27 protein-coding genes are annotated in these 26036 nt (G+C 62.0%); 14 read left to right on the top strand and 13 right to left on the bottom strand.

Annotation, left to right across the window (positions count from 1 at the left end):
• Positions 1-771, bottom strand: a complete 771-nt coding sequence (locus tag QQK16_RS18465) for an inositol monophosphatase family protein (RefSeq protein ID WP_284197963.1) — start codon at positions 769-771, stop codon at positions 1-3.
• 107 nt (positions 772-878) lie between these two features.
• A complete protein-coding gene (locus tag QQK16_RS18460; protein WP_284197962.1) occupies positions 879-1799 on the bottom strand; it encodes a hypothetical protein in 921 nt (306 codons plus the stop codon).
• A 150-nt stretch (positions 1800-1949) separates the two neighbouring features.
• Between QQK16_RS18460 and QQK16_RS18455 the strand changes: the two genes are divergently transcribed.
• Entirely contained in the window at positions 1950-3149 is a 1200-nt protein-coding gene (locus QQK16_RS18455) for a hypothetical protein (RefSeq protein ID WP_284197961.1), read from the top strand.
• 11 nt (positions 3150-3160) lie between these two features.
• Here QQK16_RS18455 and QQK16_RS18450 read toward each other — a convergent pair whose 3' ends face one another.
• Both QQK16_RS18450 and QQK16_RS18445 read right to left on the bottom strand, forming a co-directional pair.
• Positions 3161-3589, bottom strand: coding sequence for a hypothetical protein (locus tag QQK16_RS18450; protein WP_284197960.1), 429 nt, complete (start codon positions 3587-3589; stop codon positions 3161-3163).
• Between the two features lie 156 nt (positions 3590-3745).
• On the bottom strand, positions 3746-4828 hold the full coding sequence (locus QQK16_RS18445; RefSeq protein WP_284197959.1) for a M35 family metallo-endopeptidase: 1083 nt from the start codon (positions 4826-4828) through the stop codon (positions 3746-3748).
• Positions 4829-5279: 451 nt separating this feature from the next.
• Here QQK16_RS18445 and QQK16_RS18440 point away from each other — a divergent pair, with 451 nt between their 5' ends.
• Together QQK16_RS18440 and mmsB are read left to right on the top strand one after the other, a co-directional pair.
• Complete coding sequence (locus QQK16_RS18440) at positions 5280-6776, top strand: CoA-acylating methylmalonate-semialdehyde dehydrogenase (protein WP_284197958.1); 1497 nt, start codon at positions 5280-5282, stop codon at positions 6774-6776.
• Positions 6777-6792: 16 nt separating this feature from the next.
• Positions 6793-7689, top strand: a complete 897-nt coding sequence (gene mmsB, locus QQK16_RS18435) for a 3-hydroxyisobutyrate dehydrogenase (protein ID WP_284197957.1) — start codon at positions 6793-6795, stop codon at positions 7687-7689.
• 121 nt (positions 7690-7810) lie between these two features.
• Here the strand turns inward: mmsB and QQK16_RS18430 are convergent, their stop codons facing one another.
• Positions 7811-9202 (bottom strand): RtcB family protein, encoded by a 1392-nt coding sequence (locus tag QQK16_RS18430; protein ID WP_284197956.1) that lies wholly within the window; start codon positions 9200-9202, stop codon positions 7811-7813.
• Positions 9203-9574: 372 nt separating this feature from the next.
• On the opposite strand from QQK16_RS18430, the gene QQK16_RS18425 reads away from it, so the two are divergent.
• Entirely contained in the window at positions 9575-10435 is an 861-nt protein-coding gene (locus QQK16_RS18425; RefSeq protein WP_284197955.1) for an ADP-ribosylglycohydrolase family protein, read from the top strand.
• Positions 10436-10532: 97 nt separating this feature from the next.
• Here the strand turns inward: QQK16_RS18425 and QQK16_RS18420 are convergent, their stop codons facing one another.
• Positions 10533-11024, bottom strand: a complete 492-nt coding sequence (locus QQK16_RS18420; protein WP_284197954.1) for a porin family protein — start codon at positions 11022-11024, stop codon at positions 10533-10535.
• A 164-nt stretch (positions 11025-11188) separates the two neighbouring features.
• Between QQK16_RS18420 and QQK16_RS18415 the strand changes: the two genes are divergently transcribed.
• Positions 11189-12124 carry a LysR family transcriptional regulator gene (locus QQK16_RS18415; protein ID WP_284197953.1) on the top strand — a complete coding sequence of 312 codons (936 nt, stop codon included), beginning with the start codon at positions 11189-11191 and terminating at the stop codon, positions 12122-12124.
• Between the two features lie 91 nt (positions 12125-12215).
• Here QQK16_RS18415 and QQK16_RS18410 read toward each other — a convergent pair whose 3' ends face one another.
• Positions 12216-13085 carry a DUF4394 domain-containing protein gene (locus QQK16_RS18410; RefSeq protein ID WP_284197952.1) on the bottom strand — a complete coding sequence of 290 codons (870 nt, stop codon included), beginning with the start codon at positions 13083-13085 and terminating at the stop codon, positions 12216-12218.
• A 322-nt stretch (positions 13086-13407) separates the two neighbouring features.
• On the opposite strand from QQK16_RS18410, the gene QQK16_RS18405 reads away from it, so the two are divergent.
• Together QQK16_RS18405 and QQK16_RS18400 are read left to right on the top strand one after the other, a co-directional pair.
• Positions 13408-13779 (top strand): nuclear transport factor 2 family protein, encoded by a 372-nt coding sequence (locus tag QQK16_RS18405; protein WP_284197951.1) that lies wholly within the window; start codon positions 13408-13410, stop codon positions 13777-13779.
• A gap of 28 nt (positions 13780-13807) precedes the next feature.
• Positions 13808-14191: a VOC family protein gene (locus QQK16_RS18400; RefSeq protein ID WP_284197950.1), complete on the top strand. Its 384-nt coding sequence runs from the start codon at positions 13808-13810 to the stop codon at positions 14189-14191.
• A gap of 8 nt (positions 14192-14199) precedes the next feature.
• Here QQK16_RS18400 and QQK16_RS18395 read toward each other — a convergent pair whose 3' ends face one another.
• The 6 genes from QQK16_RS18395 to gcvA all read right to left on the bottom strand — a co-directional run bounded on the left by QQK16_RS18395 (position 14200) and on the right by gcvA (position 20735).
• Positions 14200-14868: a class I SAM-dependent methyltransferase gene (locus QQK16_RS18395; RefSeq protein WP_284197949.1), complete on the bottom strand. Its 669-nt coding sequence runs from the start codon at positions 14866-14868 to the stop codon at positions 14200-14202.
• Positions 14869-15022: 154 nt separating this feature from the next.
• Positions 15023-15640, bottom strand: a complete 618-nt coding sequence (locus QQK16_RS18390) for a YdeI/OmpD-associated family protein (RefSeq protein WP_284197948.1) — start codon at positions 15638-15640, stop codon at positions 15023-15025.
• 14 nt (positions 15641-15654) lie between these two features.
• Positions 15655-16242: a DUF4166 domain-containing protein gene (locus tag QQK16_RS18385; RefSeq protein ID WP_284197947.1), complete on the bottom strand. Its 588-nt coding sequence runs from the start codon at positions 16240-16242 to the stop codon at positions 15655-15657.
• 154 nt (positions 16243-16396) lie between these two features.
• The gene (locus QQK16_RS18380) at positions 16397-17464 is read right to left on the bottom strand and encodes a type II asparaginase (RefSeq protein WP_308447074.1); all 1068 of its coding nucleotides are present in this window, start codon (positions 17462-17464) and stop codon (positions 16397-16399) included.
• A gap of 155 nt (positions 17465-17619) precedes the next feature.
• Entirely contained in the window at positions 17620-19806 is a 2187-nt protein-coding gene (locus QQK16_RS18375; protein ID WP_284197946.1) for a patatin-like phospholipase family protein, read from the bottom strand.
• Positions 19794-20735 (bottom strand): transcriptional regulator GcvA, encoded by a 942-nt coding sequence (gcvA, locus tag QQK16_RS18370; RefSeq protein WP_284197945.1) that lies wholly within the window; start codon positions 20733-20735, stop codon positions 19794-19796. Before gcvA ends, QQK16_RS18375 begins: the two co-directional genes overlap by 13 nt.
• 113 nt (positions 20736-20848) lie before the next feature.
• On the opposite strand from gcvA, the gene QQK16_RS18365 reads away from it, so the two are divergent.
• The 7 genes from QQK16_RS18365 (at position 20849) to bamC (ending at position 26002) form a co-directional block, all read left to right on the top strand.
• Positions 20849-21241 (top strand): DUF2917 domain-containing protein, encoded by a 393-nt coding sequence (locus QQK16_RS18365; protein WP_284197944.1) that lies wholly within the window; start codon positions 20849-20851, stop codon positions 21239-21241.
• A 40-nt stretch (positions 21242-21281) separates the two neighbouring features.
• Positions 21282-21473, top strand: a complete 192-nt coding sequence (locus QQK16_RS18360) for a hypothetical protein (protein WP_284197943.1) — start codon at positions 21282-21284, stop codon at positions 21471-21473.
• Between the two features lie 100 nt (positions 21474-21573).
• The gene (locus tag QQK16_RS18355; RefSeq protein WP_284197942.1) at positions 21574-21957 is read left to right on the top strand and encodes a rhodanese-like domain-containing protein; all 384 of its coding nucleotides are present in this window, start codon (positions 21574-21576) and stop codon (positions 21955-21957) included.
• A 192-nt stretch (positions 21958-22149) separates the two neighbouring features.
• The gene (locus tag QQK16_RS18350) at positions 22150-22794 is read left to right on the top strand and encodes a glutathione S-transferase family protein (protein WP_284197941.1); all 645 of its coding nucleotides are present in this window, start codon (positions 22150-22152) and stop codon (positions 22792-22794) included.
• A gap of 170 nt (positions 22795-22964) precedes the next feature.
• On the top strand, positions 22965-23624 hold the full coding sequence (locus QQK16_RS18345; RefSeq protein WP_284197940.1) for a glycerophosphodiester phosphodiesterase: 660 nt from the start codon (positions 22965-22967) through the stop codon (positions 23622-23624).
• Between the two features lie 309 nt (positions 23625-23933).
• Positions 23934-24812, top strand: a complete 879-nt coding sequence (gene dapA / locus QQK16_RS18340; RefSeq protein ID WP_284197939.1) for a 4-hydroxy-tetrahydrodipicolinate synthase — start codon at positions 23934-23936, stop codon at positions 24810-24812.
• Between the two features lie 14 nt (positions 24813-24826).
• Positions 24827-26002, top strand: coding sequence for an outer membrane protein assembly factor BamC (gene bamC / locus QQK16_RS18335; protein ID WP_284197938.1), 1176 nt, complete (start codon positions 24827-24829; stop codon positions 26000-26002).
• The last annotated feature ends 34 nt before the right edge of the window (positions 26003-26036 follow it).

The raw sequence follows: 26036 nt of genomic DNA, 5'->3' as shown, positions 1-26036 counted from the left end.
TCAACGCAGATAGGCCAGCGCCTGCTCATGCAAGGCGGCGGTTGCCGCCACCAGTACGCTGCCGTCGGAGTCCTTGTTCAGCTCGCCGCCCAGCCAGTCTGTCATCGTGCCACCTGCGCCCTGCACCACGGGCACCAGGGCAGCAAAGTCATGCAATTTGAGGCCGCTCTCCACCACCAGGTCATAGCCACCGCAGGCCAGCAGGGCGTACAGGTAGGCATCGCCGCCCCATACGGTAAAGCGGCAGCGCGCTTGCAAGCCGGCAAAGCGCTCGCCGGCGGTGGCCTGCAGATATTGCGGTCCGGTCGAGCCCAACCGGGTAGCTGCCAGATCCGTGACATCCGAGGTCTGCACCACGCTGCCATTGAGGGTGGTAGGCAGGCCCGCCACCCCCACCCAACGCTCGTTCAATACCGGCTGATCGATGATGCCCAGCACCGGCTTGCCATGGTGGAGCAAACCAATCAGGGTACAGAAGGTCGGCCGGCCCACAATAAAGCTCTTGGTGCCGTCAACCGGGTCCAGCACCCATACCCATTCGGCCCCATCCCGCTCACGCCCGAATTCCTCGCCGATGATGCCGTGTTCCGGCGTATGCTCGGCCAGCAAGGCACGCATGGCCTGCTCTGCGCCACGATCAGCCAAGGTCACCGGGCTGGCATCGAGCTTGTCGTCCACTGCCAGGCGGGTGCGGTAGTACGGCAGAATGAACGCACGGGCAGCATCGGCCAGGCGTTGAGCCAGCGGCAGGAAATCGGCGGGATGACTCATTGGGCTATCCTGGTGCGTAAACAAAGGAGGCAGCCATCTTAGAGCCTGTTCAAGATCTTTTCACCTCGTCGCCAACTTGCCGTGGGCTAATAGAGACTGTGCCAGCGTTATTTTCCCGGCTTGGATGGCTTAAGCTTGCCTGTCAGACGGTCCAGCACATCAGGTACCAATCTCTCGGCAAACCCGAACAGAAAGCTCCATACCGCCAGCTTGGCCAGTTCATGGCCACCTGTAGGCAAAGGGATGCTGGGCCAGTCGCCCGACTTGAACTGTGGGATCAGGCTGGCATTGAGTGCCGGGCTGAACAACTGGGTAAACAGGCCGCTAGCAAGCAGGCTGTAGCCCACCAGGGCAAACAAGCCCGCCAGCAGCATGCCTTGCACCACACTATCCTGCCCTACGTCCAGCGCACAGAGATTACCCAGGGCGGTGCCCTGGCTGGCATCGCCGCCTTGCGAGGGGCCTGGCGATTGCGCGCGCCGTGCAATGCTGGCATAGCCGCCGCTGATACCCAGCCAGGCCACCATGCTCAGCAGCGCCAGCCCCTGCCAGCCGAACAGCATGCCGCTCCAGCTCACCAGCACCGCGATTGCCGTCACCGCCCACAGGGTGGCGGCCAGCCTGCGGCGCAGCCGCCAGGCTTCCTGCTCACGCAGCAGGTTCTTGCGGAAAGCCCATTGCCGTTCCGATTGGAGATTGAGCGCCCATGCCCGCAAGCGCGGCTCGTAGTCCGCGCGTGCCGGATCGGGCAAAGCTGCGGCGGTCTGGTGAAACAGCTGGCCCAGGATGCCGGCGCGTTGTTCCAACTGGTAGAGCGGCATCAGTTGCACCACCCACAACTCCAGCGTAAACAGTTGCTGCCAGTCCAGCGTATCGCTGTTATTAGCCAGGGCTGCGGCTTCGCCATAACGGGGTAGCTGAGCAGCCTCGACCGGCAAGGCCCGAAAATCTGCCACGACTTGATCGACGTAGGGGCCGCCCACGGCTCTTACCTGTGCCAGGGGACGATAGGTGCGGCTACCCGCCATGGTTTGCTCCTCCTCGGTTAGGGCCTCATCCACACCCAGGGTGGGGATGTGCCGTTTTTTGTCTGTACAGCATCAACAGCCACTGGCCGAATTGCAAGCAGCAGCCTTATTCGGTAAAAATTTTGCTTCATCCCCCCAACGGATTCCCCCATGCGCCCTGCCTTGTTGCTGCTTGCCTGCCTGACCTTTGCCCAGGCCCAGACCGTAGAGGAAGCCCGGCTACAGCAGGTTGCTACCCGCCTGCCTGCGCTCAATACCGCCTTTGCTGGCCTGACCCGGGACTTTGCTCATGACTGGGCCAACAGCCGCGATGCACTCGAAGCCACCCGTGTTGCCCGCGAATATGGCCGCAAGCTCTGGCTTGGCGCCAAGGCCAGGCTGCATGAACAAGGCGATTTTGATGACAGGCCGCTTTATTGGGCCAGGCTGGCGCTGACCAGCATCATCCGGGACAACAAACCCGCCTTCCCCCTATTCGAAGCAGACCGGGCGGCCGCCATCGCCGCACTGGAGCAATCCAGCCGTGGCATGGATGAAATCCGCTACGACCCGGACCGCAAGATCAAGCGCATCCTGCTGACGGGTTTTGATCCCTTTGCGCTGGAACGCAACCTGGACCAGAGCAATCCCTCCGGCGTGACCGCCTTGCTGCTGGATGGCGAAGAAATCGTCGTCAACGGTGAGCGCGCACGGGTGGAAGTCGCCGTCTTTCCGGTGCGCTATGCCGATTTCGATGCCGGCATGGTGGAAGACTTCCTCACCCCCTGGATGGCCGGCCCACGCGCCCTAGCCACCTGGCAAGCGGCGGCGGGCAAGCTGCCGGCAGGGGTAGAGCCCCAGGTGGACATGGTGGTCACCGTCAGCATGGGGCGCGAACAGTTCGATCTGGAGCGTTACCCCGGCCTGCGCCGCTCGGCCAAGGCTACCGATAACCTGGCCGCCCTCAGTGGCGGCAGCCGCACTGCGCCCGTCATACCCTTGCTGCACGGCCTGCCGCTGGTAGGGCCGGAGTTCGTCGAGTTCTCCTTGCCGGTGGCCGCCATGCAGACCGCCAACGGCCCCTACAAGGTGCAGGACAATCGCTGGGTGCGGGTGATGCCAGATACCCGCATGGCCGCCGGCGGCCTTGCCGCCCTGCATGGCAAGACGGCAGTTGAAGGCGGCGGCGGCGGCTACCTGAGCAATGAGATCTCCTATCGCTCGGTACGACTACGCAACCAACTGGGGCTGGCGCAATTGCCGGTTGGTCATATCCATACGCCCTCCATCCAGGCTTTCGAGCCCGCCAAGACCGCCGACATCACCAAGCAGGTGCGGGAGATGCTGAAAGCCGCCATTAAAACACTGTAGCGGCCGGACGCTCAGACAGGCAGCAACTTGAACGCCACGCCGGGGCAGTGCAGCGGTTGCGCATGAAGGTTGCCGCCCGGTGCCGGGACAACGCCCAGCACCACATCGTGCAGTTGGCCGGTATAGCGCACCGTGTAGGGCCCAGGCTTGCCCAGGTCGTAGACCAGCCCCAGATCCACCTCGACCTGCAGGGTCTGGCCGGCGGTGAGCTTGCGATAGTCCACCGGCTGTGGCGTACCCCGCTTGAACATGGGCCCTTGGTATGCAAGCTCGCCAGTGGGCCCGCGCACGGTCAGGAAGCGGCCTTTCAGGCCTTCCAGCGGGGTGTTCCAGGCCAGCACCCAGACATCCTGCGGGCTGCGGTTATGCAGGCTGAAGCCCAGCATCACCGGCTGCCCCAGCTTGGCGTTGGGTGGCGCCAGCAGTTTGCACTCGAGCATGGGTACGGACGCCGCCTCCGCCAGAGGAATTAGAAGGAAAAAACCGGCCGCGCAAAGCGGCCGGATCAACAGAGGTATCTTCATGTCGGCTCGATGCCAGACAGGAGAAGAGGGAGCAGCTAGCCAGGGGAGCAAGCCACCTGCCCCATCGTCACCTTATGGCAGGTAAGGCGTGTTTTCGGTGAAGTACTCGTGGCTGTCGGCGTTATCCAGTGCCTTGGTCGGGCTCTTCTTGGCCAGGCTCTTGGCGGCCGTCTGGCCATAGGCATGGTCATCGGTGCCGGCTACGACATTGAAGTGCGACAGCTCATGCACAATGGTGCCGCCACGCGAGTCGGTACCGGTGTTGGCAGCCGCCCAGTAGGCACCGCACAGGTAGATCTTGTACGGCTGGGTTGGATAGACGTAGGCGAAGGTGCCGCTCTCGGTACAGGAGCAGTCAAACACCAGGGGCTTGGTATCCAGCGCATCCTTGATCTTCACGAAGTGCGACTTGGCCGTGTTCCAGTTGGTGCTGGAATACTTGCCGAACCAGGTGACATAGCGGGAGGTGCCCGACGGTGTCCCGTTCAGGTAGCTGACCGAGGCATTGGCGTAGGAGATGGCTGCCGACACACCGCTATTGATCTGCGACTGACGGGTAGCCGAGCAGTTGCTGGCATAGGACACGCTGGACGCAGTGATGCGATCAAGCAGGGCCGACAGTTTGCGGCCTTCCTCGGCCTGCCTCAGCAAGGGGCTGCTGCGGCCCTCTACCCACAGTGCCACATCATTCGAGCGCAGCATCTCCGACTCGACTGCAGCCTCGATACCTTCAGCCGCAGCGGTCTCGTTGATGCCCTTCAGCGGACGCTTGAGCATACGCTCGCTATCGGCAGCAAAGCGGATGCTGTAGCTGCCGCTTTGCGACATATCGTAGACGGAGGAGAGCTTGACGCGGCTGCTGATGGTCTGGCCGGGGCGAACCGTGATCAGGTCGGCTGCCGTGGGGGCACGGCGCTTGACCAGCGGGCCGAGATATTCGACCGGCTTGCCATCACGGCTGACTTCGAACATCGGGTCCTGTAGGCCGTTACCTGCCACATACCACTTGTACAGGTAAACGGGCTGACGGCTCTCATTGGTGTAGCGTACATCGACTTCCACATCCTGCGTGGCCATGGCGGACACGCGGGTGGCGGCGACGCTGACGCGCAGATCCTGCGCCTGAACCAGTACCGGCGCTGCGAGTGCAGACATGACGGCCATTGAAACAATCCAGCGGTGTTGCATAGTTGCTCCTAGTTCTCACCTTGTTATGTTGGCTGCTTGTGGCAGCCGCTCCTGCCCCTGTGCTGCGTTTTTATTTCGGGGCTCCAATATGGTTAGACTAGGGAAAACCCACATACAACTTGTACGTTTGTCCAGTGGATCAAATGACACAGCCACCCGGCAAGCACGCCATTGGTCAGGCCAGGTGCCGAGATGGGCAGCGGACCGCAACCCGCAGGCGGCCGTCCAGTCCAAGCTAGCGGAGTGGCAAGCGGCAGAAAAATCCATCACGACTGATTGACGTTTACGTCAATGTGAAGTTACAAAGCTAGCCAGCAATGCAGCACACCCTGCAAGGTGCTTCGCGCAAGCCCGGTTCCCGCGCATCCACCATACCCAGGCAAGGCTGCAACCATCCAAAACAAACAAGGAGCGAGACATGACCGAGAATGTAAAACTGCTGATCAACGGCGAATTCACCGAATCGAGCGCCAGCCAGTGGCAAGAGGTACGTAACCCGGCCACCCAGGAGGTCTTGGCCCGCGTGCCCATGTGCGGCAGTGATGAAGTCGCCCAGGCGGTAGCCGCCGCCAAGGCAGCCTTCCCGGCCTGGCGCGCCACGCCGATTGCCGAGCGGGCTCGCGTGTTCCTGCGCCTGCAGGCCTTGATACGCGAGCACATGGATACACTGGCCGCCACCCTGACCCGTGAGCAAGGCAAGACCCTGGCCGATGCCAAGGGCGATGTATTCCGTGGCCTGGAAGTGGTGGAACACGCCTGTTCGGTCGGCAGCCTGCAGATGGGAGAGTTCGCTGAGAACGTCGCCGGTGGCGTCGATACCTATGCCATCCGCCAGCCGCTGGGTGTCTGTGCCGGTATCACGCCGTTCAACTTCCCCGCCATGATTCCGCTGTGGATGTTTCCCATGGCCTGCGTGACCGGCAATACCTTTGTGCTCAAGCCCAGCGAACAGGACCCCATGACTCCCATGCTGCTGGCGCAGCTGGCACAACAAGCCGGCTTGCCCAAGGGGGTGCTCAACGTGGTGCATGGCGGCGTCGATGCGGTCAACGCCCTGTGCGACCACCCTGATATCAAGGCCATCTCCTTTGTCGGCTCAGTAGGGGTTGGCACCCATGTCTACCGCCGGGGCAGCGAGCACGGCAAACGGGTACAGGCCATGCTGGGCGCTAAGAACCATGCGGTTTTCCTGCCCGACGCCAACAAGGAGCAAACCCTCAATGCCCTGGTGGGCGCGGCCTTTGGTGCAGCGGGCCAACGCTGCATGGCCATCTCGGTGGCGGTGTTGGTGGGCAAGGCGCGCGACTGGATACCCGAGATCGTGGCCCGTGCGCAAACCCTCAAGGTCAGTGCCGGCCACGAAGCCGGCGCCGACCTCGGCCCCCTGATCAACCGGCAGGCCCTGGCACGGGTAGAGAAACTGATAGGCCAAGGCGTCGAGGAAGGCGCCAAACTGGAGCTGGATGGCCGCAACCCGGCGGTAGTGGGCTACCCCGATGGCAACTTCGTCGGCCCCACCATCTTCTCGGGCGTCAAGGCCGGCATGCAGGTGTACGAGCAGGAGATTTTTGGTCCGGTGCTGTGTATCGTCGAAGTGGACACGCTCGACGAGGCCATTGCCTTCGTCAACGCCAACCCCTATGGCAATGGTACGGCCCTGTTTACCCAGAGCGGCGCTGCCGCACGCCGCTTCCAGCACGATATCGACGTCGGCCAGGTGGGTATCAACGTGCCTATCCCGGTGCCGGTTCCCTTCTTCAGCTTTACCGGCTCGCGCGGCTCCAAGCTCGGTGATCTCGGCCCCTATGGTAAGGAAGTGATCCGCTTCTACACCCAGACCAAGACCGTGACCGCCCGCTGGTTCGACGACGAAGCGACTGCCGGTCCCGTCAACACCACCATCTCGCTGCGCTGATCGCCAAGGAAACCCGATGACCAACGCTTGCCATATCGCCTTTATCGGCCTGGGACACATGGGCGGCCCCATGGCTGCCAACCTGCTCAAGGCCGGCCACGCGCTCACCGTGTTCGACCTGGTACCGGCTGCCGTCGAGGCCGCCGTGGCACTGGGGGCCAAGGCCGCCCCCAATGCCCTGCACGCCGTCACCGAGGCCGACGTCGTCATAACCATGCTGCCCGCCAGCCAGCATGTAGAGGCCCTTTACCTGGGTGAAGGCCGACTGATACACGCCGTCAAGCCAGGCGCCCTGGTACTGGAGTGCTCCACCATCTCGCCCGAGGTAGCGCGTGCGGTCCATGCCGCAGCCAAGACCCGTGGCGTGGCCATGCTCGACGCCCCGGTTTCGGGTGGCACAGCAGGTGCCGCTGCCGGCACCCTCACCTTCATCATCGGTGGCGAGGCGGCCAACCTGGAACGCGCCCGCCCCTTGCTGGAAGCCATGGGCAAGAACCTGTTCCATGCCGGTAGTGCAGGCGCGGGCCAGGTGGCCAAGATCGCCAACAACATGCTGCTGGCCATCCACATGATAGGCACGGCTGAAGCACTCAACCTCGGCGTGGCTAACGGCCTGGACCCCAAGGTACTGAGCGATATCATGCGCGTCAGCTCCGGCGGCAACTGGAGCCTGGAAAAATACAACCCCTGGCCAGGGGTGATGGAGAACACGCCCGCCAGCCGTGGCTACGAAGGCGGCTTTGGCGTGGATCTGATGCTCAAGGACCTGGGCCTCGCCATGGAGGCCGCCCTGGCCAGCAAGTCCAGCACGCCGCTGGGCAGCCTGTCGCGCCAGCTCTATGCCCTGCATAGCAGCCTGGGCCATGGCGGGCAGGATTTCTCCAGCATCCAGCAATTGCTCAAGCGCAGCTGAGCGCGCGCGGGGCCAAGCGGAGGGTACCGTCATCAGGCGGCACCCTCCGCTTGCCATCGGGGCTACGTCCGGCAGTAGCGGTTCCCAAGGGCGATCAACTGCGAGCCAGCCAGAGACGCCATCAAGCCTTGAAGGTCACCAGTGGCAACAACCTGGCCACCGGGGCCAGCAGGCCAGCCTCCTCCTGCGCAGCCAGTACCGGGCCGATGGGCTTGTAGGCGTGCGGCGCCTCTTCAATCCGCCGCTCTTCCCGCAACGTCACACAATGCCAGCTACCGTCTGCCTGAGCCTGACGCATGCGGCGCACCTCCTGCCGCCTCAGCTGACGACCCGCACCGTGGCTGCACGACCACAGCCAGTCTGCATTGCCCAGGCCACTGACCAGATAAGACGCATCTCCCATCGAGCCGGGTATCAGGGCCAGGTCGCCACAGCGTGCCGGCGTCGCCCCTTTACGGTGGATATTGAAGCCCTGCTCCTGCAGCACCACGTTATGGGGTACATCCACCACCAGGCGGGATGTTGTGGCACCTGTCACCTCGGCCAGTTCCTTGCGGACCAGTTCGGCCAGCACCACCCGATTCAACCAGGCATAGCGGGCGGCCGTACCCATCGCTACCAGATATTCCGCCGCCAGCGTGCCCGCCAGGCCATACAGGCCGCTCGCAGGGTGCTTCACCCCTTGCGGCCAGGCATCACGTGCCTTATCCATCCAGCGCTGCCCCACATAGAAACCCAGGTCACGCGAGCCGCTATGTATCATCAGCACCACCTCCCCTTGCTTGAGGCCAGCCCGGTAGGCGGCATGCCGATCCAGCACGGCATCCACCCGCTGGAACTCCACAAAGTGGTTACCTGCGCCTGGCGTGCCCAGACAGGGGTCGCGCAGCAGCTCCCGATTACCCACCATGGCATCGGGCGCATAGCGACTATTGCCGGCAAAGTCCGCAAGGCCTATGCAGTCCGTCAATTCTGCAGCCAGCCGAGCGGTATCGACACCGGCCCATAATCCTTCCCTACCCAAGCCATCTATCAAGCCCAAGGGGCCAACATCAAACAGGTTACGGAAAGCCTGGCTGCGCAAAGGCACATCGCGGCCGTTGTCGAGCAACACCCGGGTCAGCCGCGCCAGTAATACATCGCGATGCCGGGCAAAGCCCGCTTCATCCAGCCCGGTGGTAATCAAGCGCATGCCGCAGTTGATATCCGTGCCTATGCTGGCCGGAATCACGAAATTCGGCCCTGTTGCCACCACAGAACCAACAGGTGCAATGGAGCCGGGGTGAAAATCCGGCGTGGCGCAGGCCTTGCAAACCGCATGGTGGCCATCTGCCGAACGTACGGCAGCGAAATCCAGCAGTTGCCGAACAGCCTTTTCTTCCAGCGGAAAACTGGCGGGGAGTAAAACAGTGGCGGCACTGTCGGCACGGGCGAGCTGGTAAACACCCCGGTCGAACTGCACCATCACACCTTGGCGCGCCAAGGCTTTTTGTAAACGAAGTAAGGTAGACATTGCTGCTTTCCAGAGACATGGCAATGCCCCACGTCCAAATGCGTGGGGGCATGTCCTTCTGCAGCAGCAAACTTGAAGGGATGCGCAGTCTAGCAATAACGCCGCCAGCCAGTAAAGCCTCAAAATGGCGGTGCCCTCAGGTAAGAGTTAGATTCCCATTGCCCAAAAAAAAGAAACTACCCAACCCAAATTTTCCAATAGGCAGGTCATTCAGCAATAGAAAACGGGATGGCGTGCTCGCTTTGGCAGCGGCCTGATCGGCGGTGGAAGCGGCGGCTTTAGTTGCTCCTGTAAACAACGTGGCCACTGCGCTAACGCCGATGCCAGTCGCAAACTGGCAGAATGGCGCGTAGACCAACCAGGGGGGTACACATGCTAGTTGAAATAGCCATCGGTGATGCCTACGGCGCCGGGTTCGAGTTTTGCGAACGGCCCAAAATAGCGCAATACAACGATCTCACTGCTTACCAGCAGCACTATCTGGGCATGCCTGCCGGCTCTTACACAGACGACACCCAGATGAGCATTGCGATAGCTGAGCTATTGCTGGATCGGCTTGACTGGAGCCCTGCCAATATTGCTGATGGATTTGTCCGCGCCTTTAAGCGCGACAAGCGTCTAGGCTATGCCAAAGGTCTGTATCAGTTGTTAAGTGATGTGGCGGATGGTGCCGCCTTGCTTGCCATCCTCCGCCCAGACAGTAGCCGAAACGGGGCAGCCATGCGCTCGGTCCCGCTAGGCTTGGTAAAAGATCAACAAACGATGGAACAGCAATGCAGGGTGCAAGCACAACTGACTCATAACACCCCCGAAGGTGTGGTCTCAGCCATGGCAGTCGCCTATGCCAGCCACTACTTGGTCTATCAACTTGGACCAGTTGCCCAATTGACCACATTTGTTTCGGAAAAGACAAAGCATGCGTGGCGCAACGACTGGGATGCCGAGGTTGAGTGCGATGGCATCCAGACCGTCCACGCCGTCATGACAGTCATGTCCCAGCATCGCTCCTATGCAGAAATACTGCGGCATAGCGTAGCGCTGGGCGGTGATGTGGACAGTGTCGCAGCAATTGCGCTGGGCCTGGCATCCTTGAGCACTGCATACCAAAGCGATCTACCTGAGCATCTGTACACCGGTCTGGAGCAAGGTCGCTATGGCATGTCGTACTTGAGAGAATTGGACGCAAGGCTCAGTGCGCAGTTTGGGTTACCCCTACTGGCTGGCAACAGCTAAAAAAAGCGCCCACCAGGGGGCGCTTCAGTCAGGGAGATTCAATCATGCAGGGAAGGCACCGGAGCGGTTTGCGCTGCCGCTCCGGCTGCGGCGCCGCTTAGAACTGGTACTGCACGCCAGCCGAGTAAGTATTGATACGTTGTTCACCGCCGGCCTTCAGGCGATCGTAGTCGGCGCGTACTGCCCAGTTCTTGTCCAGCTTGTAGCTGGCGCCCACCCCGTAGGTCAGGCCATCTTTGGCAGCATTGCCCAGGGTATCGCCGGTGCGGGCATAACCGAGCTTGCCGTTGACTTCTATCTGCTCATTCACCGGCAGGATGCCGACGGCGCGGACATTGGCAGTCTGATCAGCCATGCCGGTGCGTTCTTTCAGGCCGGTGTAGCCGCCCTCGACCGCAAAGTTGTCACTGAGCCGGTAACCGACACCAGCGCCAAGGCCGTTGGCGACCTGCTTGTTAGCGTGGGTTTCACGGGCATGGGTGGCTTGGCCGAATACGTACACGCCATTGGCGTCGGCCATGGCCGGCACAGCGCTCAGGCCGGCGATCAAGGCGCTCAGGGCGATGGTCTGTTTGGTCATGGTCTTCATGGTCCTACTCCTTCAGAGTTTGCAAAGTAAGCCGGCTTCCGGCCGGCGGTGGCCTTGTCGTTCTTGCCACGGTTTGCATTCTGCCGTTTGACCGCACAGCGATAAATAAGCGATATTTCAATTAATAGTTTAATAAACCTAAACAATAAGAAGGAACTTTTACCATGGATCGCTTTCGTGCCATGCAGACCTTTGTCCGCGTTGCCGAGACTGGCAGCTTTGTGCGCGCCGCCGAGGCCATGGGGCTGTCCAAGGCTTCCATCTCCCTGATCATTTCGGAACTGGAAACCGAGCTGGGCGCCCGCTTGATGCAGCGCACCACCCGCAAGCTCTCACTCACCGAGGCAGGCCAGGCTTACCTGGCGCGTTGCCAAGACATCCTGGAAGCGGTAAACGAAGCCGACGCCATGCTGACCGCCCGGCAGACCGAAGCGCGTGGGGTATTGCGTGCCTATGCACCACTCAGCTTTGCCCAGCACCATATCGTGCCGGTGCTGCCGGCCTATCGGGCGGCTTTTCCGGAGGTGCGCATTGATCTGGTACTCGGCGCCCGGCCGGTGGACATGGTGGAAGAAGGATTCGACCTGGCCCTGCTGTTCGAGCAGCAAGGCCTGGCCAGCAGCCTGGTGGCAAGACGCCTGGCCTACTCCGACCTGATACTGTGCGCAGCACCAGGCTATCTGGCCCAGCACCCTCCACTCGACACACCAGCAGACCTTGAGGGACAGCAACTGCTGGCCAGCGGCAACTGGCTGGATAGCCGGCTTTACCGTGGCACGGAAGAAACCCTGAACGTACGCTGGCCCACCCCCGCCCTATCGTGCAACACCCAGGATGTGCTGCGTGCCAGCGCGGTGGCCGGCATGGGGATCGCCATCCTGCCCTCCTATGTAGCCAGCGAATCGCTGCGCCTGGGCGAGCTGGTGCGAGTGTTGCCAGCGTGGCGTGCCGGCCGGCTGGATCTTTGCCTGGTTTTCCCCAGCCGCCGATTCTTGTCTGCCAAGGTCAGAGGGGCCGCCGACTTCATCCTGGCCCGCTTTGCCGAGTTTGCTGGCTCAGCCGGGCAAGACCCATGGCTGGCCGCCGCGCAGCCCGCTTGAGGGCAGCAAGGCCATGCCACAGCGGATAACTAAAGAGAAATACTTCCCTCACCAGGCCGCGTAGCGATACATGCGAGATTGCAGGCAGCACCTACCAGCTAGGCGCAATCGCCAGGCCGATCACCGGCTCGCTGCTGGCGATCTCGCCTATCAGCCGCGCTGCGCCGGTATTGAGGTCAACCAGATAAAGACTGGGCGCCCTGCTGCCGGCAGTGCGGAACGCGGCAAAGGCAGCGTTATCCTTCCAACTGATATCAAAGCCCACGCCCCCTTCGGGCTGTGCACCGAGCTTGCCCACGGTGTAAAGCTTGCCGCTATTGGGGCCGACCGCTGGTTGCACCCCCTCGCGCGTACCTTGGGTCACCAGCGTGGCCGCCGCTGCGTCGATGGCGAAGTTGGTGGTGCCGGTTTTACTGACCTTGCTGTAGGTGTAGGCTGCCCCCGCGATCGCTGGCTTCTGCCCCATGGATGGGTCGCCGTCGACATAGGCCAGCCGTGCATCCTGCTGCACACCCTCAGCGCTAGCGTCACCATCAAGCTGTGCGCCGGTATCGGGATGCAGACGCAAATTCACCCCGTCGTAGTTGACCACGCGCAGCCTATCTACCACCGGGTTGAAGTCCAAGCCCCACTCCCCTGCCACCGGCAGCGTGACACCCATCGGCGCCACGGCAGTTGCCTGACCATTGCTTGGTTCAATGACGTAGAGCCGGCCACCGCTGGTCAAGCCGTAGAGCTTTTCATTGGCGGAACGGAAATCGATGCCTAATAGCCGTTCACCGGCAGTCAGGCCACTGATGGATAGTGTCTGCTCTATCTTGCCCGGCACACCTGCATTCATGCGCAGCAACTTGCCACCGGCAGTCAGCACCCAGGCGGTTTCCGATCTGGGTTGCTGGGACGGGGCGGTCGCGCAGGCCGCAAGCAGGCTGCATGCAAACAGCGGAACAAGGCGGCTCATTGTCTATCCTTTGTATCGACCAATGCCGGATCGGCAGTAGCCTTACGTTAGACAATCACACCGTACTTCGCCAGTTGCGGACAAAGCTGTCAGCGAACTGCCATCCGCAGGCAGAGCACAAGCGCCGTGGTGGGCGCTGGCAATGTCCAATGGGTTGGCATGGCCGATTGCATCGGCAGCGCCAAGCTTATCGCGCCTCTCAGGCATCATCGACGGCCATAGCGTCGTCCGGCTACGGGTACACCCCTTGCGCAGAGCACGATCGTTCTCCACAATACACAGAGAACGAACGTACTCCACAAGGCCGGATCAAGGAGGAAGCATGGCAAGCAGCGAACAGATCGTGCAGCAGTACTGGCAAGCCGCGCACAGGCGCGATTGGGCCGGGTTTGCGGCACTGCTCGATGAAAACGTGGTCTACGAGGTGCCGCAGACCCGCGAGCGCATCCGGGGGCGAGATCACTATCTGGACTTCAACATCACCTACCCCGGTGATTGGCAGCTCAGGGTAGACAGCGTGATCGGCAATGCGCAGCAGGCGGTATCGCGCATCACCTTCTTTGTCGATGGCACCAGTTGCGAGGGCATCAGCTTCTTTACCCTGCAGCACGGTCGCATCACCCACATCCTCGACTACTGGCCCGAACCCTATGATCCACCTTACCGCCATACCGCGCACATCGAGCGTTACTAGCCTTATCTCCCGCAAACAGGATCAGACCATGCTGCACCATATCTCCTTCGGCGTCCGCGAACTGGAACGCTCGGCCATCTTCTACGATGGCACGCTGGCCACACTGGGCTATATCCGCGTCTGGTCGGACGACGATGCCATAGGCTATGGCCTGCCAGGTGGCGAAGATCTGCTTTGCATCAAGCAAAGGGCCGCCACCCACCCGCCGGGCGCGGGTTTTCACCTGGCCCTGACGGCGTCCTCGCATGAGGCCATACAGGCCTTTCACACCGCTGCGTTGCAACTAGGTGGGCAGGACAATGGCGAGCCAGGGCTACGCCCCGACTTTGGTGACCACTACTATGCCGCCTTTGTGCTGGACCCGGACGGCTACGCACTGGAGGCCGTATTGAACTCCCCCTGCTCCTGCTGACCCGGCTCTCACGCCCGCAGATAGCGCAACATGCGGCCGCGATAGGCCTCGCCAGAGGCCTGCGCACCGTCCATCGAGATTTCACTGCAGTCATAGCCCCGCTCTGCCATCAACCGGTTGAAATGGCCATGGTTGCCGCGCTTGGGGTCCACGATCAGGACTTCCACTCCGTCATTGGAATGGCGGTCGATAAAGGCCGATAGCCAGGCAGGCTGGTCACGCTCGTACAGCACATCGCTGCCGATGATGAGATCGAACTGGCCCAGGCTGGCATCGCTACCGTGCCAATCGCCGGTGCGGTAGCCCATGGGAGGCAGCGCATTCAGGCGCAGGTTTTCCAGCAGAAAGGTCTCGGTCAGCGGGTGTACGTCGCTGGCGATCACATCTGCACCCCGCCGATGCGATAACAGGCTGGCTAGTGCCAAACCACAGCCCAGCTCCAGTATGCGGCGGCCATCTACCTCGCGCAGTGCCATTGTGGCAGCCAGCATGCGTGCCGATGGCCAGACCATGCCGAACAAGGGCCAGCTTGCCGGCGATATGCCAGCCCGCTCCGCCTCACCCAGCGGATCGGCATATTGCTGGCGATCCAGCAGCGAGCGTATCTCCAGGTCGGCCGTGCCATTGATAGAGACGGATTCGAACTTGACCTGGTAGCCCAGGTGGGCGGTAGGCATGGTGCTTCCTTGAAGGCGGTGCGTGAATGTTCTGGACGAACAGGCACGACGCCAACCGGAATGCGCTGCGCGAGACTCATGGCACACAGTATGGCCGCGAGCGAACGCAGAGCCTGGTCCGGCAAGGGCTATGCAGGCTGAACAGGGCAAGACCCTATGGTACTTGCTTTGCCTTGCCCCGTCCCGCTGGCGTACTGCGATCGAACTGCGCCAAGGGCTGGCCGGCGGCAGAATCCGCTATCAGCTGCAGCAAACGCCTCTGCCGGGTAGGCTCCTGTTTGGCGCTGATTACCCACCAACTGGCGCTACGCTGGTACCAAGGCGCCTGCAGCTGGAAATAAGCCCAGGCCGCCGGATTGGCCTGCAGCAGCGGCAGGTAGCCATCGGTCAAGCTGGCATGCTCACGCTCATAGGAATACACCACAGATTTCTCTGCCTGCCTGGCCTCAAATGCCGCCATGCCCGCTGCCTGCATGCGCCCCTCTGCCTCCAATACCGCCACGCGACCGATATTGACAGCGCTCCAGATACTGCTGCGTTTGCGTGGCGTAAAACGTATGGCATAGCTGGCCTCGTCCACACGCTTGCGTATCCCATCTATCCAGCCCACGCACAGCGCCTCATCCACCGATTCCGGCCAACTGATACTGGGTAGGCCAGATTCCTTCTTGTAGAACCCCACCCATTGCACCGTCGCCGTGGCGTGGTGCTGCCGCAACCAGTCGCGAAAATCAGCCGGGGTTGCGAAGAAGCGCAGGTTCTCGATTTCCATGAACAATTACTCAATTAAACGGAGGCAGGCAGGGTATCGGCCGCCAGCGAACCTGAGTAAGTCAGTACGACACCCAGCAAAGGCACGGAGATAGCCACCGAGAACTGATAGCGCCCATCAACGATACGTTTGTGCGCGCGCGTGCGGGGCAGGCACCAGCGCGGCAAGGTCAGGCGCCCCAAGCGGACCGCGCGGGTCTGCCAGTGCCATCCGCCCTCGATGACCTCTACCCCCAGCTCCAGCACTATGGCGCCACTTTGTTCTATCCAGTAACCGCTGGGCCAGTACCCCCTGGGCACAAACAGCGAGCGGAACCAGTGCTTGCCGTCAAAACAGCGATCCCAGTGCAGGCCATCCGCACCGGGCCGGATATGCACGGCCAGCGTATGCGGTGCCACTTCAGTCGGCACCCCCAGCTTGGCCGCCAGGCGTCGCCCCACCAGACCACTCAGTCCTTTACCGAAAACGATATCGACAGGCCCCCGGAGCAGGCCGCCCTGCAGATGCAATGCCTGCAGCAAAGGATGCAGACGGGCGAATTGCGGGCCTAGCCAGTCGTGAACCAGGTTGTGATCGCTGTTGACAGCTAGGGGAGCGGGCATGGCAAGGTCTGCGGGCATGGGCAGGCAGCATAAAAGTGCACGGGGTAGGCCTGCAGCATCATACGCCACCATCGCAGAGGGCGGCATCAGGCGCGCCGGATGTCGGCGTCGCCTGCAATATTCATCATGCTCTGTCGCCGCTACCGCAGGACGGTCAATACTCCCAGAACACCCGCTGCAGATTTTGGCTGTCACTGAACTGGCTCAAGGCTACGGCCGCCAGTATGCGGGCCTTCTGCGGATTCAGATCGTGCGCCACCACCCAGTCGTGCTTGTCGTCAGGCTGCTCGGCGTTGCGCAACACAAAGCCGGCCGGCACCCTGGCAGAGCGGATGATCTGCACGCCCTTGCCCCGCAGGCTTTGCAGGGTAGGCACTATCCTGTCGGCCACCGAGCCATTGCCCGTACCCGCATGGATGATGGCGCGGGCACCCGCTGCCGCAGCGGCCTCGTACAGGCTGGCAGGCACATTGCCATAGCCGTAGACAATTTCTACCGGCGCCAGTTGGTCCAGCTTGTCGATATCGAACTCGCTATTCATGGTGTGGCGTTTCACCGGTGCGCGGAACCAGTAGTTCCGACCTTCCACCACCATGCCCAGCGAGCCCCACTGGCTGGCAAAGGCATTGGTCTTGATATTGATGCCCTTGCCCACATCGCGGCCACTGTCGATCTGGTCGTTCATGGTCACCAGCACGCCCTTACCCCTGGCATCTGGGCTCGCCGCCACGACCACGGCGTTGTAGAGATTCAACGCACCATCGGCCGACATGGCCGTCCCAGGCCGCATCGAACCGACCACCACGATGGGCTTGTCGGTATGGACTGTGAGATTGAGGAAATAGGCCGTCTCCTCCAGTGTATCGGTACCATGGGTGACGACGATGCCGTCCACATCCTGCTGCTTGGCCAAGGCCGAAATACGCTTGCCCAACTGCAGCAAATGGCTGTTGGTAAAGCTCTCCGAGGCAATCTGGAACACCTGCTCGCCGCGTACCTGCGCCACACTGGCCAGTTCCGGCACGCTTAGTATGAGCTTATCCACCGGCACCTTGGCTGCCTGGTAGCTGGCGCTGTTAGCAGTGCTCGCACCCGCACCGGCTATGGTGCCACCGGTCGCCAGTATCACCACATTGGCCTTGTCAGCTGCCCAGGCAGCCGCATTGAACGCGGAGGCCGCCACACCCATCAGCAGCCATCTTTTCCACAGGGTCAGTTCCATCGCTTGTCTCCATCTTGTTGTAAGGATGAAGACACGCTACCGCCTTAGCACCCGCGGGCAGAATTGGGGGATATCACATTGGGACAGCCCCCATTGGGGTTAGCACCTAGCGCCGCCCCTACCCCCGACCCACCCTGCTCTCACTACGGGTAGCGTCAGAACCCGCCGTTGATGCTCAGGTAAACCTTGCCATGCTTGTTGTCGCCATAGCTCACGGCAAAATAGGCCGGTCCCAGGCGAGTATCGCTACCCACAAACACGGTTCCCGAATACAGCAGCCTGTTGCTGTCTAGCGTGGTATCCAATGGCTGCCATATACGAGCTGCCTCCAGAGAGAAGCCCCAGAACCCGGCGGTGCCCAGCAAGGGCGTCAGACGGGTCACATCCTGCGACAGGCGGAACTGGCTGCGGAAGATACGTTCGGCACGCAACTCATCAATGCCATAGCTGGACAGCTTGAACAGCCCCCCGGCTCGCGGCAGTGCGTTGATTTCCGCCTCGCGGCTGTAGTCGTACTGGGTGTCCAGATAGGCAGCCCAGTTGCCCCAGCGCTGGGCATGCTTAAGCGTCCACTGCGCCTTGTGATAGTTGGCTTCGCCGCCCAGCTTGGTCAGGTTGCTGTACAGATGCAGGCCGGCAAAGCTGCCCTCGCGCGGATAGCGGGCGCTGTCCAGCTGGTCATATACCAGGCTGTAGTGCACGCCCCCTTCGTTGCCACGGCCCTCGCCCAGTGCAGGATCGCCGGTCGCGCGCGACAGTCGCTTGCGGCTGTATTCCAGCCCCAGCCGCATTTCGCCCCAGCGTCCCCACAGGCTGCCAAGGTCGAGCTTGATGCCACGTTCGGCCAGCCGGTACTCAGCCAGGCGCTCGCCATCGAAGTAAATGGGAAAGCTGTCGTTGCTGAAGCGGCCTTGCAGCTCGGCAAAGAAAGTGCCGTCACGGTTCAGCGGTTGGTAGAACTGGGTCGTCAATCCGCGTGATTGCCCCAGGAACAAGCGTGTCTTCCACTCCGCTCCGCGAGCATTGATCCAGCTACGGCGATACTGGGCACTGAGCTGGAAGGCCGCGTCATCATCGAAATCCGTGCGCAGGCCCAGGCCAAGATCCAGGTAGCCCGGCCCCCAGGGCTTTTCCTTGGGTAGCAGTTGCACGGTTTCGCCATCGCCGTCCCGTACCATGCGGTAGTCTATCTGCTCGAAATCACCGCTGGCGTAGACCTTGCCCAGCTTGTCATGGAAAGCCGGTACATCCAGCGGCTCGCCGGTTTTGACCTCCAGCGCATCCTTGAGCACATTGGGGTTCACGAAACGCGTGCTGTCCACCACCACCGCACGTACCGGCCCTGGCTGGTAAACACGCCCCGCCAATTGCTGGCGCCACTGCTGCCAGCCTGCTTCATCCACCCTGTAGGCCAGCAAGCTCGGCAGCGCCAGCCTGGCCGCCTCCTCGCCAGCGGCCACCGCATCCAGCGCGTCGGCAAATGCGGTGGGCGAGAGATTGCCCAGCTGCGGCGTGATCAGGATATCGCGCGTCCCCAGCTGCTTCAGTTGCTCATCCACGTTGCGCTGCATCAAAGCCCGCACGGTCTGGTCCGAAATGGCCAATACATCGGTAGTCTGCTTGCGTGTCAGCAGCGGTGAGCTGACGTCCACCGCGATGACCACATCGCCGCAAAGGCCACGGGCCACATCTACCGGCAGGTTGCGGGCAATGCCGCCATCCACCAGTACCCGGGTATCACGCTCCACCGGCGGAAACACCCCCGGCACCGCCATGCTGGCACGCATGGCAGCCGCCAGGTCACCCCGTGACAGCACCACCATATCGCCAGTCTCCAGATCAGCCGCCACCGCCCTATAGGGCACCGGCAGGCCGTCGAAACTGGGCAGGGTCGCGTTGTTCACCAACTGGCGTATCAGCAAATCCACCTTCTGGGTATTGATGGCGCCCTTGGGAAACAACAACTGGCCGGTATCCGACACCCCCAAGCCCAGGTTCATCATATTGAACCAGTCGTCCTGCTTGTCGCGATAGCTGCGTTGCTGGCGCAGGGGCCGGTCGTCCAGCACATCATCCCAGTCTATCTGGCGCACGGTGGCATCCACATCCGCCGCCGAGCGCCCGCTGGCGTAGATACCGCCGACCAGCGCCCCCATGCTGGTACCTACCACGCAGTCCACTGGCACCCTGGCCTCCTCCAGCACCTTGAGCACGCCCACATGGGCCAGCCCACGGGCACCGCCGCCGCCCAGCACCAGCGCGACACGCGGTCGCTCTGCCGCCTGGGCCAGGCCTACTGCCAACAGGGTCGATATCAAGGCGTTGCGAGCTAGTCTGCGCATGGTCGTGGTTGGGTATCAGGTTCAGCGGATTGCAATGAAATAAGAATCTCGGCCTTGAGCCAGTCTATAAACGTCTGCAGCACCGGGCGATGCGGTGGCGGCGCGGCAGTCACCAGCCAGTACGACCACTGGAACGGCAAAGTCGCCTCGAACAGTCGTACCAGCTTACCGCTGGCCAGGTCATCCTGCACCAGCGAGCGGCGCGCCAGGGCAATGCCCTGCCCCTCGGTCGTCGCCTGTACCAGCAGGCCGGAATCACTGAACACCAGGCCCTGGGTAGGCTCAGGCAGATCCAAGCCAACCAAGTCAAACCAGGGCTTCCAGGGTTCGCCATCGCCCCGCAGTAGAGGCCGCCCCACCAGTTCAGCCGGCGTGCGCGGCAGGCCACCAGGCAGCTTTGGGCTGGCCACCACCATAAAGAATTCATCGAGAAAACGCTCGGCATGCACACCGCGCCAGTTACCCGGCCCCAGGCGTATGCCCAGGTCTATGCCGCCAGTCGTCAGTGACTCCAGGGCCTTGGATGACTGAACCCATAGCTCCACCTCCGGGTAAGCCTCGATAAACCGGCCCAGCCGTGGCGTCAGCCAGCGCGCCGTAAACGAGGGCAAGGCCGACACGGTCAGCCGTGGCCGCTCCCGCTCGCGCCGTATCGACTCCAGCTCGCCTCCCACATCGACCAACAGTCGGTTCAGCGTAACGGCCAGGCGCGTGCCCTCGGTGGTCAGCGCCAGGCCACGCCCCTGGCGGACAAACAGGGGAAAACCCAGTTGCGCCTCCAGCGACTTGATCTGGTGGCTCACTGCACCGGGCGTCACAAACAGCTCCTCAGCAGCACGTGCCACGCTGCCGGTACGCGCCGCCGCCTCGAAGGCCCGCAGTGCAGGCAGCGAGGGTAAGCGTCCTGGCGTTTTAAATAGTGAATCCAATTCAACTATCCAATGAGAAATGGTCGATTGTGCCTGCGCCCCTCTGCGACCAGAATTCACCTCAAGCAAGGCCAATCTCGGCCCACAACGCAAGCAAGGAAAGGAGCACGGCAATGTTGTACGAGTTTATAGAATACGAACATCGCTTGGCACAAAAACAAGTACTGACACTGCAGAGTGTCGAAGGTGCCGTGATCGTCTGCGAGCAAGGTGGCCTGTGGCTGACCGAGGAAAACGGTGGCGACATCGTGCTGCAACCTGGCCAAAGCTATCGCCTGCGCGGCGGTGGGCAGCTGGTAATCGAAGCCTTGCATACCGCTCGGCTGCAAATCCTGCCAGCCGTACACCAGCACGCCAGAACGGTAGTACAACTAGCTTATGGCGTGGTCAACGATTTGCTCCATGTCATTCGTCGCCCGCTGGCGCAAGTAGTCGGCCACGGTGTACATCGGTCGCAAACCGATGGTCACGCGACACCCGCAAGTGCAGGATGCAAGTGCGCCTGAGGTTCAAGGTGCCGCATGCAGACCCGAAAGGAGCGTCATCATGGATCATCACTATGAAGAGCAGCATTTCGATGAAGCGCACCACGTAGACGACGTACTGGAACCCGTCATCCTGTTCATAATCGGCACCCTGCTGGTGGGCGCCCTGCTGGTGGAAATGTTTGTAGGCGCGCGCAGTGAGACCACGGCCAGCGCCCCCGACACCCGCCCCGCCATCAGCAAACAGACCTGACAGGTAGTGCCCGAGCTACCCGCTGGCGGTGTTCCGCTGCCAGCGGACTTCCTACTGCCCTGCCTGTTCAAGGTACAGGGATATCCGGATAACTACACCCATGGACCAGATCAACTACTACGCCAGCCAACTGGCGTATGAGATGGACGCGGCCGAGCTACGCGGCCTGCTACCCGCCGATCAGCATCTTGCCCTGATCGATGCCCGCCACCCCGAGGCCTACACCCTGGCCCATCTGCCTGGCGCCATCAGCCTGCCGGCGCGCCAGCTTACCCCCTTGAGCGTCGGCCACCTTGAGCGGGAGCGCCTCTACATCTGCTACGGCGACGGTGCTGGCTGCCAGGCGGCCCAGCGCGCTGCGCTCAAGCTGGTTCAGCTGGGTTATACGGTGAAAACCCTGGCCGGGGGCATGGACTGGTGGCAACGCCAGGGCTATCCCCTGGAAGGCTTGATCGCCGAGCCCCGCCTGGCCATGGCACACTGAATCCTTATTTTGATGCCTACCCCGTAGGAGGCTGCTGGAAACCTCGACTTCGAAGCAAGACCAGGCGCGAGGAAAAAGCGCATAGCGCAGCACAGGCTTGATAGGTCAGGCAAGCTTCCCCTCGGGCAGCGCCATATTGCGACGAAAGCAAGGTTTCCGGACCTTCCCTGTCAACCCGCACAGAGAGTCGCCATGATCCAACTGCATTACGCCCCCAGCACTGCCAGCATGATCCCGCATATCCTGCTTGAAGAACTGGGCTTGCCATTCGAACTGATCACCGTGGACAAGGACGGCGGCGAGCTGGATAGCCCCGCCTACCGACAGCTCAATCCGAATGGCCTGATCCCCGTGCTGGTAGACGGTGAGCTGGTGCTGTACGAGACGGCTGCCATCTGCCTGCACCTGACCGATCAACAGGCAGCCGCCAGCTTGGCGCCACGGCCCGGCACACCTGAGCGTGCCCATTGCTACAAGTGGTTGAGCTGGCTTTCCACTACCCTGCAAACCACCTTGATCGTCTATTTCTATCCAGAACGCTGGGCCAGCACCCCGGCGGCAATCGCCGACGTGCAGGCTCATGCCCAGGCGCGTGTACTCACCCTCCTGGAACAGCTGGATGCGCAGCTCGCCAAACCGGGCCAGGACTGGCTATTGGGCCCGGATTACAGCGTGGTCGACCTCTACGCTACCGTGCTATGCCGCTGGACCCGTAACTTCAGCGGCAGGAAAGCGCGCGACTACCCTCATATTGGCCCCTGGCTGCAGCGTGTGCTGGCCCGACCTGCCATACAGCGTGTCATGGCCAGGGAAGGCCTGCAGCAGCCCTGGGTGTAGCCAGCCCCTCGGGGGCCGCGCCAGGCGATCCAGCCACCCTCCGCGCACGGGCATGGCAGGCCAGATCCCGGCTGCGATGCCCGCCCCGTCACACTCTGCCGACAAGCAGCCATGCCAAGTCGACGCAGTTTGCTTAAACTGGTGCCATTCGCCAGCACGAGACCTACGCCATGCATCTGCTCGCCCACCGTGGCTACCATGCCCACAGCCCCGAGAACACGCTGGACGCCTTTGCCGCTGCATTGCGCCTGGGCTTTGAAGGCATAGAGACCGATGTCCGAGTCAGTGCCGACCACGAGGCCGTGCTGTTTCACAACCGGGTTGCGGCCAATGGCGAACCGGTTGCTGCCCTCACCCGCAAGCAGCTATCCGATGTCTGCGGCTATACCGTACCGACACTGACAGAAGCGCTCCACGCCTTCCCCCATACTTACTGGAACATCGAGATCAAGACGCCAGCAGCCGCCAGCCTCGCGATTCCCCTGCTCAGCCACTATGAGGACAGCCACCGTCTGCTGGTGACCTCGTTCCGCCACGAGGTAGTCCAGTCCGCCGCCGAGCAATTGAGCGTTGAATGCGGCTATCTCAATGCTCACCGTCCTGCTGCCATCAACAGCCTGCTCCATGCCGCCCTGCCCCGCCCCAATCTGCGCACCCTGGTGTGGGACTGCGAGATAGTCGATCCCGACATCCTGCTGCAAGCCAATGCGCTGGGTTTTCGCAATATCGTCTACGGCGCCAAGACGGCCTACGAGCACCAGTTGATGCGTGAATTTGGCGTACACGCCATCATTACCGACTACCCCGAGCATGTAGGCCTGCTTGCCTGATGCGCTGCGCGATCACCAGCCGGATTCGGTTGCCCAGCGCGCTTGGGCAGACAGTGCGACCTGACCGCTTATCGGCTGGCAAACCCATGCCACAACCGCCCCCAGCCCGATCTACCGTCGCTGCATGACGGTCTCTGGCTAGACGGCCATTGGGCTGGGCGGGTTAGTCTAGAAGGCTGGCCCATGCGGCTCGGCCATGTGCAGACAGGCAAGGAACTCAAATAGCCTGCCGCAGTCCCTACATCGCCCCCGGTTATTCAGGTTAGAATCGCCGCTTTCTTATCTTCCGCCCATCACGGATTCTTCATCATGCTGAATGGCAGTCTGGTCGCAATCGTGACCCCGATGTTCGAGGACGGCAGCCTCGATTTCGCCAGCCTTGAAAAGCTGGTCGAGTTCCATATCGCCGCTGGCACCGCCGGCATCGTCGCCGTCGGTACCACGGGTGAGTCCGCCACGGTAGACGTGGAAGAACATATCGCCGTGATCAAAGCCGTTGTCGCCGTTGCCCGCGGCCGCATCAAGGTGATCGCTGGCACGGGTGCCAATTCGACCCGCGAGGCCATCGAGCTGTCCCGTCGCGCCCAGGAAGCCGGCGCGGACATGACCCTGTCGGTCGTGCCCTACTACAACAAGCCCACCCAGGAGGGCATGTTCCAGCACTACAAGGCCATCGCCGAAGCCGTCGCCATTCCCATGATCCTGTACAACGTGCCTGGCCGCACCGTTGCAGACATGAGCAACGACACCATACTGCGCCTGGCCGCCATCCCGAATATCGTCGGCGTGAAGGAAGCCACCGGCGATATCGGCCGTGCCGCCGATCTGGCCATGCGCGCGCCCAAGGGCTTTGCCCTGTATTCGGGCGACGATGCCACCGCCCTGGCCTTTATGCTGATGGGGGGCCATGGCGTGATTTCCGTCACCGCTAATGTCGCACCCCAGCTCATGAGCGAGATGTGCGCTGCCGCACTGCGTGGTGACCTGGTTGCCGCCCGTGCCGCCAACGACAAGCTGCAAGGTCTGCACAAGCATCTGTTTATCGAAGCCAACCCCATTCCGGCCAAGTGGGCCTTGAACCAGATGGGCATGATGCCAGCCGGCATACGCCTGCCCCTGACTCCACTGACTTCCGCCAGTGTTGCCCCCGTGCGTGCTGCCATGCAGCAGGCCGGTATCGAAATCTAAGGGTTATCAACGTCATGATTCGTTCTACTCGTACCGTGGCCGCCATTACGGTTGCCCTGCTGGCTGCCGGCTGTGCCAACACTACTTTCCGCGTGCCCTTCTTTGGCAGCGACGAAGAAAAGACCCCCGAATACGCCCAGGCGCGCAAGTCGATACAGCGCAAGGATCTGGAAGTACCGCCAGACCTTGCCACGCCCGGCGTCAACAACACCTATGACATTCCCGGCCTCAGCGGCGTCACGCTATCCGCAGCCGGCCAGAAGGCCCTGGAAACCGGTGCTGTGCTGCCCAAGTTCGACAAGGTGAGGATGGAATCGGCTAACGGTCAGCGCTGGCTGGTCGTCAGCGCCCCGGCCGAGACTGTCTGGCCGCAGGCCCGCCAGTTCTGGCTGGACCAAGGCTTCAAGCTGACCATAGACAACCCCTTGGCCGGCATACTGGAAACCAACTGGGCTGAAGAACGCCCCGAGCTGCCCGTCGGCACCATTCGTGCCGCCCTGCAACGTGGCTTGGGTACGCTGTACTCCAGTGGCATGGTGGATCAATACCGCATGCGCATCGAGCGGGGTACCGAGGCCGGCACCACCGAGATCTACATCAGCCATCGCGGCATGGAAGAGAACTTCATCGGGGCCAACCGCGAAGACACTCGCTGGACCAAGCGCCCGGCTGAACCTGCCCGCGAGGCCGAGCAGCTGAAGAAGCTGCTGGTACGCCTGGGCGTGACGGCCGATACGGCCAACCAGGTGGTCAACAGCGCCACCACGGCAGATAGCAGCAGTGCTACTGCAGCCACCAGCAGCGGCGAGCGTGCCAGCATGATTACCATGGCCGATGGCAAGCAGGCCATCCAGCTGGCCGAAGGCTTTGACCGTGCCTGGCGCCGTGTTGGCTTGGCACTGGAACGTGCCGGCTACAGCATCAGCGACCGCGACCGCTCGCTGGGTGTGTACTACATCCGTCCGGGTGTAATGCAGACCGCCAAGGAAGGTAGCAGCTTCTGGGATACCCTGGCCTTCTGGAAGAGCGAAGAGAAGAAGGTGGATGCACCGCTGAGCTACGAATACGTGGTCATCGTATCGGGCAAGGACAGCCGTACCGTCGTGCGCGTGGGCGGCAAGGATGGCAATGCCCTGCCAGATGCTACCGTTGGCAATGTGCTCAACCCATTGATAGGCGAGTTGCGCTAAACCGTGCAGGGCAGCCTGCACCGCCTTACCCGCG

Source organism: Chitinimonas prasina (assembly GCF_030160395.1).
Classification (GTDB): Bacteria; Pseudomonadota; Gammaproteobacteria; order Burkholderiales; family Chitinimonadaceae; genus Chitinimonas; species Chitinimonas prasina.
Note: the sequence above shows the minus strand (reverse complement) of the source record. Positions and strands in the feature narration are given on the sequence as shown.